Below are 22093 nucleotides of genomic sequence, written 5' to 3' on the forward strand. Positions count from 1 at the left end.
TTAGCTCTTATAGAGCTCCTCCCTATTTTTTCTACCTTGTGTTTCGATTTTGCTAATATTGGCAGGCTCTAGTGATTCAATATGTTGTTGAATGCACGCACCAATATCAAAGTGATCATGAGATAAACCATAAGCAACGGAGTAGCGATGGTAATCTTCATCTAAGTTAAAGTCGCTCATCAACCTGTCTGGTTTAGGAATTTGGACGATTTCAGTTTTATAGTGTCCCTGTATTGGCTCCATCGCTTTGCTGTAAAGGTAATCTGAACTTCCTCCCCCGCAAACAAAAATAACGATATTTTCTGCTATTTTGCTTGCAGGCACGCCAAGTGCACCAATCCTTGTTGCATAGGAATTGTTTACTTTTGCTTCAAAAGGTTCATCAACGCTAATTAACTTTTCTAGAGGGATTTTGAGCGAGTTGGCTAATGTACCTGGCGTCGTAAATTTATACGTTTCAATATTCTTCGCGGCCTCAATATGTAGGCCGCGATGCTTATTTAAAAAGTCAGCACCTAAGGTTTCAACACTTCTGTCATGCACTCTGAAAAGCCAATCGCCAGAATTCTCTTTAACAGTAAATAAGGAAACATCTAATGTCCCTGCTCCAACATCAGCAATAAGATGTGAGTGCATGCGGCGTCTAGGCGAACGCACATACCCAGTTATTTGAGCTACAAATTCAGGAAAACAGTTGATTCGTTCTTCATCGAAATATGCGTATTCAGGAACGTACTTTCCACTTATTGAACGGAAAAGAATAATAGCCGCCTGATACGAAACGACGTCGCAATAACTCAGCGCCCATGCAGCCTTGATGAGTCTGCAATATTCAGCCTTCAATCGCTCATCTTCATAAGATTGTGTAGGTAGTCCCGCATTTACAAACCAGTCAGGGATTAAGTCTGTAAGGTGGGATGTTGAATACCACTGCCTGCATTCAATAAAGATCAACGCAAGAAATGCTATTACCAAACCGTAGTCTTCTTCTGCTGCGTTTTTGGTAAGAATGGGTAGTTTTAAATCTGTGTATAAAGTGTACCCAGTCTTCTGACGAAGTGAACACCTTCCATCAGAAGCGATAAAAATAGATGAGGGTTGTAACCCGTCGTTCGGAGATAGTTTGATTACGTAAGAGGTGCCTTCAACGCCTATCACAACTTTTGTAAAAGCGGTACCAAAGTCTAGCCCAATAAAGAAGTCAGCGTCTCTTCCTGTAAACTTGTCATCAGCGACCCAATTTACAGATTCTATGCTCGCCTCATTAATTTCAAAGCGCTCTAAGCCATTTCTATCGGGCTTATGTTGTTCACTAAATTCAGCTACTTCAATCTTTTTAGGTGTGACTTTTAAAACAGTACCAGACTTAACTGCAGAGACAGCTGGACCGATCAGGTCAAGAGGCTCGTTTTTGTATTGCGCCTTTTGCTTTTTCCTTTTTGGATGCTGCTTCCTGCGTCGCGCTTGTCTATTAGGCTCTTTGGTGCTGATGCGGCTAGCTCTATCTTTGTTTTTAACTACGTTAGCTTCACTTGAAGAATCCAACGTTTTCCGCTTCTTAACTTTAACCTCAACGCTATCTTTTTTGACACTTGGAAACACACCGCTTTTTTTCCACTCTTCCAGGTCATCTTGCCATGTCTTTTTCATGTTACTTCCTTGTATAACTGTAAAACTAATTTTCTAAATCACGCTCAAAGCTATGTGGCATACGTCTTCATGATAAGTGTTTAACGACTTATTCGCTTTTAACTCAGAAAGCCGCTTGTCATACCTCTCTTGCGCCTTCTTAATACGCCCCTCGGTCGCTTTAACTAGCCCTATACGGTTATTGTATTCATGTCGCGAAAGCACTTCTTTTAAACTGGCAATTTGTCTTTCAAAGTGTTTTTTAGCGGTCGTTATTTGTAAGTTAACTCTGTCTTCGTTCTCTGCGGTTTTAGCCTTTTCTTCGCGTTCAAAGTCGTCGTCTAGCAACTCATCGCATAAGTCAAAAGCCTGTTGGAAATGCGCGACATCAATTTCAGCTCTTGCTTCAAGCCAGTCTTTACCTTTAAAACGCAGTAAGTTAGTAATTTCTTGTGATTGTTCTGAATTAAGCAGCTTTTCGTCTTCAACCCTAACAATTCGAGAAACTAAAGACTCTTCTATTCGCAACCCTTCAAAATTGAAACGCTTTATCGAAGCAACATACTCACCTACCGGTACTCCAGGTAATTCTTCAGCATCAACACGAAGCGCAACTAAAGGCACAAACGACTCTTTGAGCTCTTTAAGTTTGAAGCTAATAAATTGAATAAAGGGGTGAGTTTGGTTAATACCTTCTTTTTTGCCCGTAGGTGCTACAACGTTATTATTAAAAACGCAGGTGACCACATGGCCGCTACTCAAGTTTGTTAAACCATGTAATTTGCGTTTTTGAATAAACTGCTCTAATTCTGCACTTACATCACCAGGTAATTTAATTTTGTATTCGTTGGTGTTCTCGTCTTCGCAGATAAACTGAAAGCCCTTTACATGCTTTTCCAAGTAGTCCTTAACGTAAATGACAAGGTCTGCCTCGGTGATCCGCTTACTAAATTCATGTGCTGCTTTAACCGTATTTAATATATGACCACTGTGTGCAATAAGATTCGAAGCCTGTTCTTCCAATGCATTTTCTTCAGCGCGAAGCCTTTCAATAGCTTGTGAGGTCTGCTCTATTCTCGCCTCTTCTTGCTCAGGCGTTAACTTAAATGAGAAGAGTTCTCTGGTTAACTGTGATATTTGTTCACCCAGTATGGCTTCCATATCACCAAGGGCTCGTTGAAAGATATCGAGTCGCTGAAACAGCCGCTCATAAATTCTTTGGTCAATGGTATTGTCGTAGCAAAAGTTGAATATCTTTATCTTTTCTGCTTTTTGCCCATGACGGTCAATACGACCAATTCGCTGCTCTATCTTCATGGGGTTCCAAGGTAAATCGTAGTTGATCAACATTTGGCAAAACTGAAGATCGACACCTTCACTGGCAACCTCGGAGGCGAGCAAAATTTTACACTCAGGGTTCTCTTTAAAGCGATTTAAAATGCTTTGCTTCGATTCTTTCATTCCCCCCATTAAAACTTCATTGCAAAAACCTAACTCGCTCAATCGATCTGAAAGATACCTAAGAGTTTCCCGGAAATAAGAAAAAACGATAATTTTTTCGGATGGAAAATCATTAAAGTATTGCGAAACCACATTCAAAAAGGCATCAAATTTACTGTCATTATCACGAAGTAACTTTGAATCCACCTCTGGCAACACTTCTTCAATAATCGTTTCTAACAAAGTGCCACGTTCTTCTTCCTCTACCTCAATACCTAAGTCTTCGTACGCAGACTCTTTGAAAGACATCGAACGTTTTTGCCAAGATCTTACAGCAGCATACATTGAGCTAGATAATTGTCGTTGAGGTGTGGCAAGCAAGAAGCCTTCACTGATATCTAAATCTTGCGCGTGCTGCCTTACAACATTAGTCACTTTCAAATACAGGTCTTGTTCCTGCTCGGTCATGTCAATTTGTGGGGCTACGGCTTCACGAATAACCCTGAGCTCTTTTACATCTCTTTTTCTTGTTCTAGTCACTACCTTTGATAAGAGATTACAACGCTCAATCTTGTCAGCAATTCTAATACGCTCAGCATCGTCCAATGAATCTTCATTAATCTTTTCACTCACCAAATTTGCTAACTGCTGACTTTCACTTAGCAACGGATCAAATTGCGCGCCCATCAGAATTTCTTGTGTCTCGCGCCATGGCTTACGCCTATCTAATATTGTATTACGAGCACGAATAAGAGGTTCGTTAGCGTCTAACACTGCTGGGAATATATTTTCATCGCTAAAGGTGTCTTCATCTGCGATATTCAGAAGATGATAAAGGTCGTTGCTATGCAAATTTATGGGCGTAGCAGAAAGTAATATTAATTTATCACTCACATCCCGAAGTAGCCGCCCTAGCTTGGCTGTCGCGCTTTCTGGGTTTCGCATTTTATGGGCTTCATCAAATATTACTAAATCGATAAGAGGCTCTTCACCGCTCATTGTTTCCAGTAATGTCGAAAGCTTGTTTGCGCCCCTTTCAACGCCTTGTGCTTTCCCACTTGCGCGAGGAGGTCGAATACCATCGTAGCTACACACAATCGCCTGGCCAGGTGGTATTGAATGTCTGTCTCTTGAGAGTTCTTTTGCTAACTCATCAGCGTTTAATAGTTTAGCCTCTATGCCGAAACGGTACGCTAGCTCATCTTTCCACTTTTCGCGTAACATGGCAGGGCAGACAATCAGAAGTCGCCGTGTGTCATACCTTGCCCTAAGCTCGGTCCATATCAAGCCAGCCTCTATGGTCTTACCCAACCCCACTTCGTCAGCAATTAAAATACCTTTTGATGGAGAGTCTAGGAACGACAAAACAGGTTTATACTGGTAAGCATAAAACTCCGTATTCGTTGTATTCATGGAATAAATAAGATTTGCCAGCTTGCCTGACAATTGAATAGAGGTAAGGTTTCTGCGGTAATCAGCTAACCTGCCAAATTGCTTTTTTTCAAGCATGGACACGGTATTATTAGTAGCACTATCCAGTAGTTCAAGCGCTTCTTCGCGTAACCACGTTGGTGAATCAGGAAAGTGCACAAAGTGCATCTTAACACCACGCCTATCACGCGTTTGGCCAGAGAGAATACCCTCCCGGCCAGGATCGCTAATTAATCGAACCTGGACGCCGGCTTCAAATCCATTTGACATGCTAAACCTCAGATTTACTTAACCTATTAGATATTCTTGCACAGTAAACAAGATTATACCGTGCGGTCAACTTTGCAAGCACCTTATAGTTCTATTTACTTATTTTTCGATAAGAAATTTAAAGGAACGAGCCTATGGTTAATCGCTAGCCAATCATTCACACTTTTTAGTAGTTCATGTGAGGGCGTGATATATTATCGTGTTATAAAAACAATACGCTAAACATTCATCTTCTTGTTATCAAAGGCTTCAATGAACAAGGCTAAAAAAGACACGACTTACAAAATCGGTTTTGCCCGCCCAGCATTAATTCTTGAAACCAATACTCTTTGTTACTGAGTGTTTAAGCGCAAGTTTATTGAAATAACAGTAGATTGATAGTAAAGATTCAACATAATGCTAGGCAACTACGAGCAAATTTAAACAGGACGTTATGTTAATGGACAAACTGATTATAAAAACACTTGTCGAACTGAGAATCATAGTTGGCTACCTAGGTGAGAAATCGCAATACAACTGGTGGCCATCCAATTTTCTAGCCCCTACAACGCAAAAAATGCTTGAATTTACTTTTCCCCGAACGGCGCAAGTTTCTCAATATATGGCTTTCTCGGCGGCTGCGGCAAAAGTTCATGACGAAGCAATAGGTATAGGCAAGTCGTTTCATTTATTTCGATTACCAGAGCACATTGAAAAAGCGATGCTCGAAGAGTTCAAAATGCTTGGTAAAGATATAACTGAAACACATTTATCCTCAAAGGCTAGCGCAACAGACCGACTAACAGAACTTTCAGGTGGCGCAAGCATATCAGGTGAAGGACCTATCAATATTGGTGAAACACAAATTGATAAACTTGACCGCGTAGCGGCGAAAGTAGCCTGTGCTTATTCGCAAGCTTTCAGTGAAAATAACAAAGCATTCCCATATTTCCAGAGTAATATCTAACAATGCCCGAGCAGTATTATACAACTCAATTACAGGCTGGACTTGGCTTAAAAGAAGAGACAAAAGGTTTGTTCGAGCTATGGGCTCCAGGTATGAACACACAGCAACTTTGCGATGTCGCACTTGAATCAGGCTCATTTCCTAACGTAACAGCGCGTAGGCTTCGAAACATCGTCGCAGAGTGCTTCTACCCAAGGTACTTAAGAAACGAAGAAGTAGCTCATCGGGTAAAATCATTGCTTGATGTGCTTTCATCAACCGAACTTAGTCAAATATTTTACCTCTATACATCACGCTCTAACTATATATTGTCGGAATTTGTGAAAGCTGTTTATTGGCAAAAATACGCTTCTGGCTACCAGAGTATTGATATTGAACACGCTAAGGAATTCATAGAGCAAGGCTTACAAGAAGGCAAGATGAAAAAGCCTTGGTCTGAAACCACTATTAAAAGAGTGTCTTCTTACATTCTTGGGTGCTTAGCCGATTATGGCTTTTTGGAAGGCACAACAAGAAAAGAGAGAAAATTAACGCCACCACGCGTTTCTGACAAAATAAAAGTTTACTTGGCATACGAACTACACTTTTCTGGACTGGGTGACAACGCTGTTATAAATCACCCAGATTGGCAATTATTTGGTTTAACAAATGATGATGTAAGGGAGGAGTTAAAAGCTCTAGCGGTAAATAGATACTGGATAATTCAAGCAGCCGGGGATGTGGTCCAGATAAGTTGGGCTTATAACAACATGGAGGAAGTTATAGATGTCATTGCTTAAATCGAATTTTGATGAATTAGTAGCAAAGATTAAACAAGGTAGAGAATTTACCCACGCAAGCTTTGAGCCCATCTACTACTTGGTCTTTTCGCCTGAAGAGATTGTTGCAGTTAAACGACAGAAAACAGCATGGCTTGCTAAGGAAACTGCGAATAAGTCCCGCAGTTTAACGCTTAGTTAAGCCGCAGCATCACCTGCCTAATTTTTAAACTCTAATTTTGCAATTTAGGCCAATATGCCGTTGTTTTAGGCAGGATTTTGGCCTTATTCCGGGCTATTCTCGGATTTTAGACAGATCTTGGCTGTCGTCGTAACATCTGGTCTACTTTAAACAGGTTCGCCAAGGTGAATAGCATGGCTAACTGTGAGTCATTCTTTATCAATCCCTTATAGCGAGCTTTGATAAAACCAAATTGGCATTTGATGATGCGAAACGGGTGTTCCACCTTCGCCCGAATGCTGGCTTTTAAATATTCGATGTTGATGGCAGTTTTGTTTTTGCGGGGATGCTTTTTCAGTGCCCGAACTTTTCCGGGACGCTCAGCAATCAGCCATTCCACATCCTTTTCTTTAAGTTCTTCACGCTTCTCTGCGCCTTGATATCCAGCATCGCCAGAGATGAATTCCTCATCGCCATGCAACAGGTTCTTCATCTGATTCAGGTCATGTTCGTTGGCGGCGGTGGTCACCAGCGTATGAGTCAGACCGCTCTTGGCATCCACACCGATATGGGCTTTCATACCGAAGTGCCACTCATTACCTTTCTTGGTCTGATGCATATCCGAGTCACGTTCATTCTTTTTGTTTTTAGTGGAGCTGGGGGCTTCAATAATCGTGGCATCCACCAGTGTGCCCTGCGTCATCATCACACCGCAGTCAGACAGCCATTGATTGACCGTTTTGAATAATTGGCGAGTCAGCTTGTGTTTTTCCAGCAAGTGCCGGAAGTTCATAATGGTTGTGCGGTCAGGAATGGCTTTATCCAGTGATAGTTGCGCAAATTGACGCATCGAAGCAATTTCATATAACGCATCTTCCATCGCTTCATCACCGAGGCTATACCATTGCTGCATACAATGAATGCGAAACATGGTCTCAAGCGCATACGGACGTCTGCCATTGCCTGCTTTAGGATAAAAGGGTTCAATCACTTCCAGCAGTTGAGACCACGGCAGCAGGTTATCCATTCTGGATAAGAAAATCTCTTTTCTCGTCTGGCGACGTTTGCTGGAAAACTCACTATCGGCAAAAGTTAACTGTTGGCTCATGGGCGGTAATGGCTGTGATTTACTATGCAGCTATGATCTCACATTCAGGACTTATTCGCATCTTCCCTAAATTAAAGTCCGAAGGCTGGAATGTAAAAGAATTCTCTATAGCACAACAAATAAGCGTGCTCTTAAACAAGATAAATCCAGTAGTTAGGAAAATGTGGGAAACTGCTGACAAAAAAGACCCTCTCAACTTCAACAAGGTTACACAGTCAATAACAAATAACTTAACAAAAGAGGGCGAAGGCTTAAAAGAAGTATTCGAGAGTTTCCTTTTAGAAGCGGAAAAAGACCCTAACTCGCTTATCTTAGTAACTGACTTAGAAGCACTTCATCCTTACATGAGAATAGGATCTATCGAATCTGGGCTTCAAGGTAAATTCAATGTGCCTACTGTATTTTTGTACCCCGGCGTAAGAACGGGGAAAACTAGACTAAAGTTTTTAGGTTTTTATCCAGAAGATGGAAATTATCGTTCATTACATGTTGGCGGTTAACAGGAGTAAATCATGACAAACATAAGATCACTATTTGACGGAACAAAAGGGTTAGATCGCCGAATTGAAAAAGTAATTACCTACGGCAGTAATGAAGAAAAGAATCTGAAGGCAGAGATTTCAGAATATGTAGTTACAGACCATCTTTGTGAAAGCATGCACGAATTGCTAGAGCGAATGCAAACAGCAATGAACTCAAACGATGAAAACGAAATTGGTGTTTGGGTTTCCGGTTTCTATGGCTCAGGTAAATCATCGCTTTCGAAATACATAGGAATGGCATTAGACGACCGCATCACAATTGATGGCACACCATTTCTACAACACTTCTCTGATCGAATTCGCGACGCCAGAACAAAGGCACTACTTAACACAGTGGCAAAAAAATTTCCTGCTTCTGTCGTTATGGTCGATTTAGCCAGTGAACAGTCGGCTGGTGCATCTATGGAAGATGTCGCTACTGTACTGTACAACAAGGTTCTAAAGTGGGCAGGCTATTCTCGTAATTTAAAAGTAGCCTCTTTCGAAAGAAGGCTCAAAAAAGACGGACGTTACGAAGAATTCGAAAAGCTCTTCTCAGAAATGTTAGAGGGAGAAACCTGGCAATCATATCAAGACGATCCGTCTGTTGTAGATTTTATCATTCCCGAGCTTGCTCATCAGATGTACCCTAAATTCTGGCCACATTCTGACAGCTTCAAGACAGACCATGAAGAAATCGTCTTTACCGTAGAACAACAAGCACAAGAAATAATAGATATAGTGCGTGAAACCAGCAGCAAAGAGTACTGTATTTTCATCTTTGATGAGATTGGTAACTATGTTGGCCCTCGTGAAAAGCTTATTTTTAAGCTGCAAGGATTTGCGCAAATTACTAAACAGTTGGGTAAAGGCAAAGTCTGGATTTTCGGTACAGCACAACAAACACTTGCAGAAGATGACAAGAGTGCTGCGCTCAACTCACCAGAGCTTTACAAACTGATAGACAGATTCCCAATTGATATCCGCTTAAAATCTAGCGACATCAAAGAGATTTGTTATCTCAGGTTGCTCGGTAAATCCTCGGAAGGTGAAAGCAACTTACGCGCACTATTTGAAAGCAACGGACAATCTTTACGTCATGCTACCAAGCTTGAGGGCAATAAGTTCTACGAAGCTGATGTAGACGAAAAGTCTTTTGTTAATTTGTATCCGTTTTTACCTGCGCACTTTGAGTTGCTGCTCAACTTACTTGGCGTTCTAGCCAAATCTACTGGTGGTATAGGTCTTCGCTCGGCAATTAAAGTTATTCATGATGTTTTAGTAGAAGGCAATGAAGACCAGGCCCCAATAGCCGATCAAAATGTAGGTTGGTTGGCCACATCGGTTACCCTTTACGATGCTCTGGAAAAAGATATTGGTGCAGCTTTTGCCACTAAACACAAAGCGGTTGGTAGATTATATCAGTCAAATTGGTACGACTCGAAAGATCATCAAGGCGTCGCAAAAACGGTGGCTCTGCTTGAAATACTAAACAATTTGCCGATAACACGACACAACGTTGCAGCACTAATGCATGGAGAAGTAACGGCACAATCTCGAAAAGATGCCATAAACCAGGCAATAGAAGATCTTATTAGCGACCCGAAAGTTCCCTTGGCAGAAAAAGACGGAGAGCTAACCTTCTTTAGCGAAAAGTTGAACGATATTGAACAAGAACGTCATCAGTTACGCTTGCCATCGATAGAACTTCGTAAAATTATGAGTAACGCTATAAAAGAAGTAATGAGCCCACTTCCAAGCGTAAGCCTAAATGGCTCTAGAGCAGTTCAGACAGGTATAAAGTATACGAATGAGTCTGGGCACACATCATCGCTAAATGGTGATAAAAATCCCATTCAGACAGTTATTGAATTTGTAGCCGCTACTGAGTTTGATGTTGCAAGAACACGTTTAGTTGATGCATCTCGCTACACCCCTAACGAGATTTATCTGGTTGCCAGAACGTCACAGGATATCGATGAATTAGTTAATGAAGCATATCGCTGTGATGAAATAGCACACAGGTATCGCCAAGAAACAGAAAAAGAAATAAAAGATTACTGCAAAACACAGCAAGACAGAGCAGCAAACCTTATTGGGCAAATAGAAACCAAGCTTACACGTAGCCTTGTTAATGGAGAATTTATTTTTGCGGGCAATGCTACAGCAGTCGAAAGTTACGACCAAAAGCTACTAGAAGCGTGTAAGAAACACCTTACTGGTGCCGCAAAAAAAGTATTTGACCGCTATCAAGAAGCACCTGTGCAAGTTAACACTAATATCGCCGAAAAATTTATGCGAGCTGATAACTTGTCTCTTATTACGTCCGAAGTTGATCCACTATCGCTTGTGGTCAAAGACGGAGGAAGCTATTCAATAAATGAAAGCCACCAGGCAATTATTAGCATAAAAGACTATATCGACAGCCGCGGTGGCATCGACGGTAAAACACTTTCAGACTATTTTTCTCGTCCTCGCTTCGGTTGGTCGCAAGATACGCTTCGCTATTTAGTTTCTGCTATGTTTGTTGGTGGTTTAGTGAAATTCAAAGTTGCTGGGCAAGAACTAACCAGCTCAGGTCAAAAAGCAATTGAAGCAATAAAAACCAACAATACCTTTAAAACCGTTGGTGTGAATTTACGCGACGACAGACCATCACAGGAGATGTGTTTGTTAGCTTCTGAGCGACTTACGGAACTAACGGGCGATACTGTCTTTCCACTAGAGGATGATATTAGTAAAGCGGCTGTTAAATATTTCAACAAAGCACAGCATGAGTTTGGTTCATTAGCGTCGGACCTCAAAAACTTAAACATTCCTGGTGAAGATAAAGCGAAAAGTTTTTAGCTCATTGCAGTGGGCATCGGCAGTCCAACTAGCCTTTAAGCAAGGGTTGGACAAAACGTTAAAAAGCTTGGATGAATTAATTGCCTCTATAGATTCGCTGCCAACTTCTGGGATCCCAGGCCAATTACGTCATAACGCCGCTGAGGAAATATCGACATATCAGGAAAAACTACAAAGGCAGGACTTCTATCAATATAGCGCTGACTTCAACTCATCACTAACAAGCCTTCAAACGCTAATTTCAAACAGCGTTAAAGAACTACAATTACAACAAGAAAAAAGTATTAAGCAAGCGCAAATAGAAGTAACAAACCATATTGACTGGAACGAACTGACAATTGAAGAAAAAGACCAAGAGCTAGGTCAATTTGACTCAATGGCATTAACCGTTAGTTACGATATATCGGGGTTAAACGCGCTGGTTGCTCAAGAATTCAACATAGGTCAGAAACTAAAAGATGTTAATGTATCAGTTTCTCGCAAAGCTCAAGAAAAGCGAGTGCAGCGCATCGCTGAAGAAAAGGCAAAATACGAGGCAGAGGGTAAAGCTAACCAAAAGATTGAACGTAATGTGACTATACCCAAACGAGTGACTCAAAAAGCGGAATTAGAGCAGTTAATTCAAAAATTGCAGCAGCTTAAGGGTGACCTAGAGCTTAATAGTGAAATTGAAATTAACCTGAATTTTGAGAGTTAGAGGGATAGAACATGGCATTTGACCAAACTACACGGAACAGGCTGAACCGCTTCGTGGCTGATTCAAGAGCTCTCTTATCAGATGAGTTTACTCGCCAGCTGCAATCAATATATGGGATGAACCCTATTAGCGGCGAGGTGGCTGATTTAGACGCCTTATCTGGGCTGTCACCACATCAGCAAGAAACTGCTCGATTATTACGTGACACTTTCGAACACTATTTGGCAGCAAACGATCATGAAAACGGTAAGAGCAAGGAAAAGCAAAACCGCATCGCAGCGCTAGATAGAATTGTTCGTGAGCAAGCATTTACAGTACTAAACCGCTTAGCTGCCCTCAGAATGAGCGAGGCTCGAGGTTTTTTAACCGAGTCACTGAGCAAAGGCTACGACTCAAAAGGTTTTCAACTGTTTCATCGCTTAGCGGGCAACAGCCTAGGTGAAACAGGCGAGTCTTATGTTCATTACTTATTCAGTATATTTGACGAATTCGCGCTAGACCTTTCTGTTCTTTTTGATCGTTTCTCAGCTCAAGGTCGCTTGTTCCCCTCTTCACCTGTGTTGCTAGAGCTACTGGGCCTCATCAACCAAGAAGAAATCGCATCATTATGGGCTGAAGATGAAACCATTGGCTGGATATATCAATACTTTAACTCGCAGGAAGAACGTAAAAAGATGCGTGATGCTTCACAAGCACCACGTAATAGCCGTGAACTCGCTGTTCGTAACCAGTTTTTTACGCCGCGCTATGTTGTTGAGTTCTTGACCGACAATACGCTTGGTCGTATTTGGTATGAAATGACTAAAGGCCAGACTAAATTAGTCAAAGCATGTGAGTATTTAGTTAGACGCCCCTATGAAATCTTCTTAAAACAAGGTGAAGAAGCTCCTGAACAGGAATCAACCGAAGGTTTAAGCCAAGAAGAACTATTAAAACAAACGGTTTATATTGAACATCGAGATTTAAAAGACCCTCGTGATATCAGAATGCTTGACCCTGCCTGCGGTTCAATGCACTTTGGCTTATATTGTTTTGACTTATTCGAACTAATATATAGTGAAGCTTGGGACATTGAATTAAAACAAGGAGCAGAGGCATTTGAGCGTGAATCCAACCATGCGCCACTAACTCAAACTTATTCAGATAAAGCGGAGTTCTTGAAGCATGTTCCTAGGTTGATTATTGAAAACAACATACATGGCGTCGATATCGACCCGCGCGCAGCACAAGTCGCGGGTATGTCACTATGGCAACGTGCCCACAACAGTTGGCAAAAAGCAAGCGTAAAACCTCAACTCCGCCCTCAAATCACTAAATCAAATATTGTTTGTGCTGAGCCAATGCCCGGTGAAAAAGAGTTACTACAAGAGTTCACTTCACAGTTGAAACCGACGGTACTTGGACAATTGGTTGAAGTGATTTTTGAAAAAATGCAGTTAGCAGGTGATGCTGGGACTCTACTTAAAATAGAAAAAGAAATTGAAGACGCCATTGCTAGCGCGAAAGCTGTTTGGCAACGACAAAACCAAGCATTAAGCCAATTCCCAGATCTTGTTGTAATGGCTAAACAACGTGGTGAAGATGACTTCGATGTATCTGATATTGATGAAGAAGGTTTTTGGTTACAAGTAGAGCAAAAAATCCTCGATGCACTGGCTTCATATGCTAACTATAGCTCTTCAGGTATGAGTGAGCAGAGGCGTCTCTTTGCCTCGGATGCTGCTAAAGGTTTTGCATTTATAGACTTATGCAAAAAGTGGTTTGACGTTGTGCTGATGAACCCTCCTTTTGGTGAGTTTTCGATTACCTGGAAAGACGAGGCTAAACGAAATTATCCTTTAAGCTACAATGACATCTTGGCCGCATTTGTAGAAAGAGGCTTAGATTTAACCAATACAAAAGCCAAATTAGGAGCCATTACCTCAAGAACTTGCTTTTTTCTTGCTAGCTTTAAAGGATGGCGAGAAGAAGTTGTCCTGAAACAAGCAAAGACAGAAAACTTCGTGGACTTGGGTTTAGGAGTAATGGATGATGCAATGGTAGAAGCCGCTGCATATATAATGGAGAAGAAATAGTGGCTACATTTTTCCGACTGATATTTGAAAGCGACAAACAGCAACACTTAAAAGATAATATAAAAAGCGTTCGAAACGGTAAAAATAATCCGTCTACATTTCTGGTTAACCCAACGATGTTTGAAGTTGTGCCGAGTGCTCCTTTTTCATATTGGGTAAGTGATCACATACGAAATAAGTTTACGCATTATAAAAAACTTACTCATGAAAACTCTATGTTAACCGCCACTAAAGGGCTAGCTACTACAGACGATTTTCGGTTTATCAGAACGAAGTGGGAAACTCTTTCAGAAGAATGGCTCCCATTAGCAAAAGGAGGAGACTTTTCGCCTTATTATGCAGACCTAAAGCTAAAGATTAATTGGTTTAATGATGGGAAGGAATTAAAAGCATTTCTTGATCACAAAATCGGTAAACCAAATCAATGGAGCAGATGGATAAATGCAATAGATTTTTATAAAAAACCTGGATTAACTTGGCCAAACGCAACAACCAGTGATTTATCTGCACGAGTATTGCCCAGCAACTGCATCATAAGCCACATGGCACCAACACTCTTTATCGAAAATGACTCATGGGAGGATTTGTCACCATTCCTAGCAATAATGAATTCAAGAGTTTTCAAATTTCTTATTTCGATGTCACTCGGATTAGCTGATACTCGCAAACATTATGAAGTTGGCATAATTCAAAAAATACCTATTCCAGCTCTCAGTAATGACGCCAAAACTAAATTATCTCACCTTGCAACACAAGCTTACAACAATGTAAGGCTTTTAGATCTGACAGATGAGACTTCAGGACAATTTATACTTCCCGATTCATTATTGAAACAGAATAGTGACTACTGTAAAGAGAAAATATTAGAAGAATTAAACCATATACAGCAGGAGATTGATGATTATTGCTTTGAATTGTTTGAGGTAACCGAATCAGACAGAAAGGTCATTAAAGCTCAAAAAGCAACAGCGATGAAGCATGGAAAAACAAACGACGAACAAAAGCAAAGAGACGTATTGAGTTGGCTTGTGGGTGTTTCATTTGGTCGGTTTGTTGAGTCAAGAGCGTTCAGTAGTAAGGATGTTGATCCATTTAGTACTATCGCCCCTACAGAGATTTCAAGCAAAAATCTAGTTTCTTTTATATCTGAGAATAAACTTTCCGAATTAATTTCTCAGAAGGTTGAAGAGAGAAACCTAGATATTAGACTTGATATAGCCAAATTCTTGAGGAATGATTTTTTTGCCCTTCACCTTAAAAAGTACACGGACAGCAGAAGACAAGCCCCTTTGTATTGGCAGTTGAGCTCTTATGATAATAACTTTTCATTTTGGCTATACTTTCACGGCCTTGATAATCAATCACTAGTAAGCTGTGTAAACGACAAAATAGAACCTCTACAGGAACAATTGAACTTAGAGCTCTCGAGCCTGAAATCAAATAGGAGTCGGTCTGTTAAAGATGAGAAGACATTAGATACTTTAATTAACTTAAGCAGCGAGTTAGAAGACTTCAAGCAACAGCTTTTAACCATCAATAAGTTTTGGGCCCCTAATAATGCCGATGGAATACAATTAAACGCATCACCCTTTTGGCGGCTTTTTAAGAACAGACCATGGCAAAAGAAGCTTAAACAAACTTGGGAGAAGCTTCAAGAAGGCGAATATGACTGGGCGCACTTAGCCTTTTCTATTTGGCCTGAAAGAGTGCTTAATAAATGCCATGCAGATAGAAGTTTAGCAATAGCTCACGATGTTGAAGACGATTTGTGGCATGAAGTAGAGGTGATTAAAGGTAAGAAAAAAGAGCTTGTTTGGGAATGGCAACCAAAACCACTTTCGGAGACAGAACTACGCACTTACATCAAAGAAAAAATAGCCACGGATGACAGATTGAAACTGTATCGTTCGAATCAATCTAACAATGCAAAAGGAGGTGCATGGTGAGTATAGGACAGTATATAAAAACGGATATTCTTCAAAGTCGCCTATCCAATAACAGTGTGCTGATTATTTACGATGGCGAGGGGCGCTATCACCAGCTGGCCAAAGAAATGGCAAATGAAAACTGTAATGTCATTGACGTTACTGAAGGCAGCTTGGCTACACGCTTACATGCAATAAATATCCTGTCAAACTTAAAGTCTAGTAAACAGTTGTTGGTATACGTGCCGAAGACAGCCCCCATCGAAGATGAAGACAAACAAAAAGACCCTTTTGCGCTGTATGCAGCAGCAGGAAGTGTTTTTCCCGATCCTGAGCGCTCTGGTGATAAGTATGTCGACATATGTTTAAAAGCTAAGCCGGACCAATCTACTGCGATACGCGAGCTGTTTGAGAAGAACAACAATCCTAGTTTTGAAGTAATCAATGCAATTGGCGGGGGTGTTAATTGGCCTACCCTACAAGCAGCATTGAATACCGAAGGAGCGGCTAACTTATTATTTAAATTTATGACTGCAAATAAAGCCGTCCAAAATAAGTTAGCGGCAGAAACCAGTTGGTATAACGAAGTGCAAAGCCTCTTTAGTTCAACTTTAGGTTTAAGCTTACGCACTAAGCAATCAAATTGGACTGCCATCGCAGATGAACTATGGCGATTTGTTTTATTCAGTGAGTTTGCATTCGACTTGAATGAGCCCATTCCCAGTAGCTTATCTGACGTTCCCGTCGCTAAAACTTCAGCTCAACCTATTGTTGAAGAACTTGGAGATAGCTTAAGAAAGCACACCGACTACCAGAGCCTTTACATTGAGCGCGCCACGGAGATTGAGCAAGAACTAAACCTTAATAGCGTGTGTGCCAACATTACGAAACTAGGTCACCGCGATACTTTCCCATTTGAAGAGAAGTGTTACCTCAAACAAGCTATCACTGCCCTTCTTAATGACGAAGGGCATATAACCCGACAGATAGTTGCGGAACACTCAAACTCTGTTTGGTCCTCTAACAGTGACAGTCAGTTAAATTGGGAGCTGGTTAAATCGTCACAACGCCTTTTGGAAACATGTGAAGACTTAGCCAGAGAACTGCCAAATTTTATTAAGAAGCAAAGCGATTTGGTTGAGTTTTATCAATCTTCACTACGCAGAGCCGACCAGTTTCATCGTGAATTTGAGCAAGCAGTAAATGACTGCCCAGAGTCTGATAATTTAATGCCAGGTGTTGTCGACTTGGTTCGTAAAAATTATCGGAAGTTAGTTGAATCTGTCCAACTACCTTTTACGCATTTCGTCAATGAATCAGGGTGGCCACCAGCTGAAGTATTAGCTAACACTCAACTATTTGATAGCAAAGTTGCACCTCTTTTAAAAAGTGGAACTAATCGCATTGCTTACCTTATGATTGACGCATTGCGTTATGAGCTTGGGTACGAGCTTAATAAACAAATCAAAGAGGATGTTGACTCTCAGCTGTCCGTCGCCTTTTCAACATTGCCATCCATTACGCCTGTTGGCATGGCCAGCTTGCTACCCGGCGCCCACACAAACCTTTCGGTAAGCTTGGATGATGGTAAAACTAAAGCACTTTATAACGGAAAGCCTGTTGGTTCGGTAGAACAGCGTATGGGTGTTTTCAGAACGTTGTATGGCGATCGATTCAGTGAAATGCCCTTAAAAGATTTTATAAAGCTGCCCAAGACAAAACCTGTTGCCAGTACTACAGACTTATTAGTTCTACGAAGTACTGAAATAGATAGCTTTTTTGAGAACCATCCCGAAGATGCGCCTGCAATGATGCAAAGGGAGTTAAAGCAGATTCGCCAAGCGGTAAATAAACTTCAAGAGCAAGGCTTTCAGAAGGTATTTGTAGTGACTGATCACGGCTTCCACATGAACAATGCTCAAGAAGCTGGCGATAAAGTGTTATCACCAGATAGTAACTGGAAGATAGAGCATCAAAGAATATTGCTTGGCTCAGGAAATATTGACGACCACCACTACTGCCTTTCAAGTGATAAGTTAGGTATAAACTCTGACATAAAAATGTTTGCAGGCCCTCGCTCTCTAGCACCTTACCGCAAAGGTATGCTGTATTATCATGGCGGTCTTTCACTGCAAGAATGCCTGGTACCTGTTATCGAAATAACGTTAAAACCAAATGCCGTGAGAGCGGGCCAAACAGCATCTGTTATCTTAGATTACAAAAAAGGCGCAACGCGTATTACCACTCGATTTGCAGTAATCGAACTGAAATTAGAGTCGTTAAGTGCAGACTTGTTTGGTGATTCTGACGATTTAGAGGCAACAGAAGTGTTAATCGAAGCACATACGGGAACAGGTAAAAACCTCAAAGTAGTTGGTGAAGCTCGCCCCGGAGAGCACGTTAACGCAGCCACAGGTACGGTAACGCTTGAGCCAAACAAGACTATTAAAGTTACACTGAAAATGGACCCAGAGTTTGAAGGCAAATTTAAGGTAAAAGCTATCGACCCAGTAACTAGCACAACACTAGGCGATGCACTTGAATTAGAAACAGACTACGCCGTTTAAGGAAGCGATATGATGGACAAGCTAGATGATAAATTAATAGAAATCTTCGACGGCAAACTAGTTAGAAAAGACCTGCTTCAGCGAATTAAGAAAGGCACAAATGTTCCTACGTTTGTGCTGGAGTTTTTGCTTGCTCGGTATTGTGCCAGTGACGACGAAGATGAAATTCAAGCCGGTTTAGAAGCTGTGCTTGAAACGCTTTCAGACAATTACGTTCGTCCTGACGAATCCAATATTGCCCAATCAAAGGTTGCCACAAAAGGACGTCACAAATTTATAGATAAAGTTCATGTTCGTTATGTTGAAACCAAAAAGCGTCACTGGGCCTCTTTAGAAAACTTCAATTCGCAAAAAATAGCGGTTGGCGACAAATTCTACAAGGAGAATAAGAGACTACTTGAAGGCGGTATTTGGGCAGAGGTGAAACTTGCATACAATGAAGTAGAAGAAGATGACTATGCTTTCTACATCGAAGAACTACGCCCTATTCAACTAAGTCGATTTAGTTTTGACGATTACAAGTCTGGGCGTAGCAAGATGACTCGAGACGAATGGATGGACATCATCCTTCGTTCTGTCGGACTTGAGCCGACTAAGCTTGAACGACGCGTAAAGTTTCATTTTCTACTTAGATTAGCGCCGCTTGTTGAAGCTAACTTCAATTTTGTTGAGCTGGGCCCGCGCGGGACAGGTAAATCTTACTTTTACAGTGAGTTCTCGCCTTACTCCACACTAATTTCTGGTGGCCAAGCTACTGTAGCCTCCTTGTTTTATAACAAAAATCGTAAAGAAACGGGGCTTGTTGGGCATTGGGACACCATTGCTTTTGATGAAGTTGGTAACATGAAGGTGAAAGACCCAGATGTTATCCAGATTTTGAAAGACTTTATGGCAAACGGCCGCTTTTCACGAGGGAAAGAAGTTATCGCGGATGCAAGTACTGCATTTGTTGGCAACTTAGACCTATCTGTTCGTCAAGTTGTCAACTCTACTGAATACGACCTATTTCAACCCCTCCCAAAAGAGTTTGATTTAGCAATTATGGACCGGTTTTATGCATATTTGCCGGGTTGGGAAATGCCCAAAAACTCAAGTGACTACCTGACTGACAACTATGGATTCATCACTGACTATTTGGCTGAAGCTTTCCACCATCAATTAAAATCGGTAAACGTTTATGAAATGGTGAATAAGCGCATAAAACTTGGTAGGGCGATTGAGGGGCGTGACGAGAAAGGAATAAAGAAAACAGTTTGTGCTTTCATAAAAATGCTTCACCCACATGGTGAGTGTTCAAACGACGAATTTGACCAATATGTTGAGTATGCGGTTGAATGTCGTCGCCGTGTAAAAGAACAGATGAATAAGCGCAAACCTGATGATGAATTTGCTAATATTGATTTGTCGTACATCAATGCAGCAGGTGAAGAGATTATTGTCCGCTGTCCGGAATCTATAGGCGCTTTAGCCACATTAGAACCATCAAAAACAAGTATCACTGATGATGGTGAAGCCGATACAGAGAAGCCTACTACCAAAGTAGTTACACCAGCTGAGAAAGTGATAGCAAATCAGGATGACGTTGCCGTTGACGACAACCAAAACTTAAAGGAACAGCACTTCAAAATTAATTACGGCGCCACTGGTTATAGTTACGAAAGTATCGTCCTACCATATTTGCTAGAAGCTAAATCTCTTGTAATTGAAGACCCTTACATAAGAGCAAAACATCAACTCACTAATTTTGTTCGGTTTTGTGAAGCCGTAATTAAGCAGCCCTCTGTTGAAAGTATTACTTTGATAACGTCGTATGATGACAATACCAATATTCAAGAAATGGCAGAAGCACTTGATGGGCTAAAACAGAGTTTGTTGGAAATGGATGTTAATTTGGATGTCAAAGTCAATGAAAACCTCCATGACCGTGAAATCCGTATAGATAATGGCTGGACAATTAAGATTGGGAGAGGCTTAGATTTTTATCAAAAACCAGATAGCTGGTTCGGTGTAGGGTGTAGGTGTAAATGATTTAAGCTTACGTAAGTGTTTAGAAACGAATGTAGATATATTCAAACAAGACTAACGTCAAACCCTTCGAGTGCGATTTAAAATTAAATTGCTGTTGTCACTCACTCCACAAACAGTAGAGCATTGCCCTAGCTCTGGTCATACCCACATAGTGCAATGCTTTACTTTCATCATCACTTAATTTTGAGGGGTGTACTAAATCTACCAAAATAATCACATCATTCTCTAACCCTTTAAAGTCTTGGATTTTCGAAAAGGTGATCCCCTCAAACGGCAACTTCCTTACTACATAGTCATCAAGTTCTGATATGAGCTCTAGTGTTGAGGCAGGTAGCTTTTTGATAATCGACTTTCGTTTGCTTATTGGTGAGAGTATTGTAACTGAGCCCGGCATCAGCTCTGAATTTGCTAGTTCAGTAATGAGTTTTTCTAGACTGCCCACCAGCTCACTTTCATTACCCTGATATTCAATAACTTCGGGGCCATCGGCAAGGGTTGGCATACCCACATCACACGTAAGTTCTTTTTGAACCGACTTAAGAATATTAGAAGTGTTTCTGCAATTTACGCTAAGTGGAAGAAGGGTTGGGTTGTTCCTGCTTTTTAACCAGCTGAAGGCTTCTGTGTCTAATTTATCTAACAAATTAGCTTGGTTATTAGCATCGTGAAAAAAATACCACTGTCCATTATCAAAACCACCAGCTATTAATGAGTCTAGAAGTTGCAAGTCTTGAAAATTCAGCAAATCTTGCCCCTCATCAACGATGAGTGCGTCGAAAGCATCGAGACCAGAGCGGCGTAATGCGTTACCCACGGATGATATGGTTGCTATCACTAGACGGTCGTTTTGAATGCGCGTTGTTAAGTAATGCCTAAGCCATGAAGATTTGCAGACGAAAAGCGTATTAAGCCCCTTTGCGATAAACCTTCTGGATAGTTCAGCGGCTAGGAATGTTTTACCTGTACCTGCCCCCCCATGGCAAATTACGCGTTTATTAATCTCAGCAATGTCGACAAATTTATACTGTTCTTCGGTTAATCTTACCGATGACTGCTCTACTTGTTTTACATGGTCAAAAAGCGGTTGAATAGTTTCAAAATCGGGGCGCAGGTAGGCGGCAATGGCGTCAACATCAGCTTGGCTGAGTAATTGATCGTTATTAGGTCTTTCTAATGTCCAATAGTCAAATAACGCTTTAAGCCAATGATTGAAATTTCTAAAATCACGGCTGTCGCATACCATTTCTCTGTCCCACTCTCCACCCTCACAAGGCCAGAGCGTGTCTGGGCAAACCACCCCATACCCAATCGGAAATCGAACTTTGTGCGCCCCTAAATAATCATCAATTTTCTTAACTATTGCATGTACGGCAGTATTTGCCTGATGGAAAGGGTCTTGAATTTGGTCTTTGCCATTTCTTCCCTCTGTAGACCACTTACCATCTACATAAGAGATCTTGCCGCCTTTAACTTCTAAGACAAATAGTCCGTAAATAGAAACAATTACAAAGTCAGCCTCGCCAACCCTTTTGTAATCATGTTTAGTGAGAATTAGTGAATGGAAGCCTATCGGATGATGATCCGCAAATTCAGAGTCTGCAAGTTTTTCAAAAACTTTAAACTCGGCTTTGCTTGTGGTGTTATGAGGCTTTCCTGGTATTAACTTCACA

At 41.1% G+C, this 22093-nt stretch carries 14 protein-coding genes; 10 read left to right on the forward strand and 4 right to left on the reverse strand.

Translation table 11 applies throughout. The annotated features are described in order from the left end of the window. Window positions 1–1650: a hypothetical protein gene (locus CA267_RS01510; RefSeq protein ID WP_075609107.1), complete on the reverse strand. Its 1650-nt coding sequence runs from the start codon at window positions 1648–1650 to the stop codon at window positions 1–3. A 33-nt stretch (window positions 1651–1683) separates the two neighbouring features. Next, window positions 1684–4770, reverse strand: coding sequence for a helicase-related protein (locus CA267_RS01515; RefSeq protein ID WP_075609106.1), 3087 nt, complete (start codon window positions 4768–4770; stop codon window positions 1684–1686). A gap of 439 nt (window positions 4771–5209) precedes the next feature. Between CA267_RS01515 and CA267_RS01520 the strand changes: the two genes are divergently transcribed. From CA267_RS01520 to CA267_RS01530, 3 genes are read left to right on the forward strand one after another with little or no spacing between them, the layout of a single operon-like run. Beyond that, window positions 5210–5716, forward strand: a complete 507-nt coding sequence (locus tag CA267_RS01520; RefSeq protein ID WP_097349265.1) for a BrxE family protein — start codon at window positions 5210–5212, stop codon at window positions 5714–5716. Window positions 5717–5718: 2 nt separating this feature from the next. Further along, a complete protein-coding gene (locus tag CA267_RS01525; RefSeq protein ID WP_075609104.1) occupies window positions 5719–6495 on the forward strand; it encodes a BrxA family protein in 777 nt (258 codons plus the stop codon). Next, window positions 6482–6676, forward strand: coding sequence for a hypothetical protein (locus CA267_RS01530; protein ID WP_075609103.1), 195 nt, complete (start codon window positions 6482–6484; stop codon window positions 6674–6676). The genes CA267_RS01525 and CA267_RS01530 overlap by 14 nt, the downstream gene beginning before the upstream one ends. Window positions 6677–6782: 106 nt before the next feature. Here CA267_RS01530 and CA267_RS01535 read toward each other — a convergent pair whose 3' ends face one another. Then, entirely contained in the window at window positions 6783–7763 is a 981-nt protein-coding gene (locus CA267_RS01535) for an IS5 family transposase (RefSeq protein WP_075607115.1), read from the reverse strand. A gap of 8 nt (window positions 7764–7771) precedes the next feature. Between CA267_RS01535 and CA267_RS01540 the strand changes: the two genes are divergently transcribed. From CA267_RS01540 to brxL, 7 genes are read left to right on the forward strand one after another with little or no spacing between them, the layout of a single operon-like run. Continuing rightward, the gene (locus CA267_RS01540; RefSeq protein WP_075609102.1) at window positions 7772–8263 is read left to right on the forward strand and encodes a BREX protein BrxB domain-containing protein; all 492 of its coding nucleotides are present in this window, start codon (window positions 7772–7774) and stop codon (window positions 8261–8263) included. Between the two features lie 12 nt (window positions 8264–8275). After that, on the forward strand, window positions 8276–11131 hold the full coding sequence (gene brxC / locus CA267_RS01545; RefSeq protein ID WP_217358045.1) for a BREX system P-loop protein BrxC: 2856 nt from the start codon (window positions 8276–8278) through the stop codon (window positions 11129–11131). Further along, window positions 11106–11828: a hypothetical protein gene (locus CA267_RS18915; RefSeq protein WP_217358046.1), complete on the forward strand. Its 723-nt coding sequence runs from the start codon at window positions 11106–11108 to the stop codon at window positions 11826–11828. The genes brxC and CA267_RS18915 overlap by 26 nt, the downstream gene beginning before the upstream one ends. 11 nt (window positions 11829–11839) lie before the next feature. Continuing rightward, a complete protein-coding gene (locus tag CA267_RS01550) occupies window positions 11840–13903 on the forward strand; it encodes an Eco57I restriction-modification methylase domain-containing protein (protein ID WP_075609101.1) in 2064 nt (687 codons plus the stop codon). Beyond that, window positions 13903–15849, forward strand: a complete 1947-nt coding sequence (locus CA267_RS01555) for a BREX-1 system adenine-specific DNA-methyltransferase PglX (RefSeq protein ID WP_075609100.1) — start codon at window positions 13903–13905, stop codon at window positions 15847–15849. Before CA267_RS01550 ends, CA267_RS01555 begins: the two co-directional genes overlap by 1 nt. After that, a complete protein-coding gene (locus CA267_RS01560; protein ID WP_083638402.1) occupies window positions 15843–18395 on the forward strand; it encodes a PglZ domain-containing protein in 2553 nt (850 codons plus the stop codon). The genes CA267_RS01555 and CA267_RS01560 overlap by 7 nt, the downstream gene beginning before the upstream one ends. 9 nt (window positions 18396–18404) lie before the next feature. After that, window positions 18405–20423 carry a BREX system Lon protease-like protein BrxL gene (brxL, locus tag CA267_RS01565; RefSeq protein WP_217358047.1) on the forward strand — a complete coding sequence of 673 codons (2019 nt, stop codon included), beginning with the start codon at window positions 18405–18407 and terminating at the stop codon, window positions 20421–20423. A 97-nt stretch (window positions 20424–20520) separates the two neighbouring features. On the opposite strand, the gene CA267_RS01570 is transcribed toward brxL, so the two are convergent. Continuing rightward, window positions 20521–22092 (reverse strand): nuclease-related domain-containing DEAD/DEAH box helicase, encoded by a 1572-nt coding sequence (locus tag CA267_RS01570; RefSeq protein WP_075609099.1) that lies wholly within the window; start codon window positions 22090–22092, stop codon window positions 20521–20523. Window position 22093: the final 1 nt, after the last annotated feature.

Origin of the sequence: Alteromonas pelagimontana (genome assembly GCF_002499975.2) — a bacterium.
Lineage (GTDB): Bacteria > Pseudomonadota > Gammaproteobacteria > Enterobacterales > Alteromonadaceae > Alteromonas > Alteromonas pelagimontana.

What these genes read in the sequence shown, in the direction of transcription:
- CA267_RS01550 (WP_075609101.1), top strand. Translation starts at nt 11,840, where the DNA reads ATGGCATTTGACCAAACTACACGGAACAGGCTGAACCGCTTCGTGGCT.
- brxL (WP_217358047.1), top strand. Translation starts at nt 18,405, where the DNA reads ATGATGGACAAGCTAGATGATAAATTAATAGAAATCTTCGACGGCAAA.
- brxC (WP_217358045.1), top strand. Translation starts at nt 8,276, where the DNA reads ATGACAAACATAAGATCACTATTTGACGGAACAAAAGGGTTAGATCGC.
- CA267_RS01530 (WP_075609103.1), top strand. Translation starts at nt 6,482, where the DNA reads ATGTCATTGCTTAAATCGAATTTTGATGAATTAGTAGCAAAGATTAAA.
- CA267_RS01525 (WP_075609104.1), top strand. Translation starts at nt 5,719, where the DNA reads ATGCCCGAGCAGTATTATACAACTCAATTACAGGCTGGACTTGGCTTA.
- CA267_RS01535 (WP_075607115.1), bottom strand. Translation starts at nt 7,763, where the DNA reads ATGAGCCAACAGTTAACTTTTGCCGATAGTGAGTTTTCCAGCAAACGT.
- CA267_RS01510 (WP_075609107.1), bottom strand. Translation starts at nt 1,650, where the DNA reads ATGAAAAAGACATGGCAAGATGACCTGGAAGAGTGGAAAAAAAGCGGT.
- CA267_RS01560 (WP_083638402.1), top strand. Translation starts at nt 15,843, where the DNA reads ATGGTGAGTATAGGACAGTATATAAAAACGGATATTCTTCAAAGTCGC.
- CA267_RS01540 (WP_075609102.1), top strand. Translation starts at nt 7,772, where the DNA reads ATGGCTGTGATTTACTATGCAGCTATGATCTCACATTCAGGACTTATT.
- CA267_RS01520 (WP_097349265.1), top strand. Translation starts at nt 5,210, where the DNA reads ATGGACAAACTGATTATAAAAACACTTGTCGAACTGAGAATCATAGTT.
- CA267_RS01515 (WP_075609106.1), bottom strand. Translation starts at nt 4,770, where the DNA reads ATGTCAAATGGATTTGAAGCCGGCGTCCAGGTTCGATTAATTAGCGAT.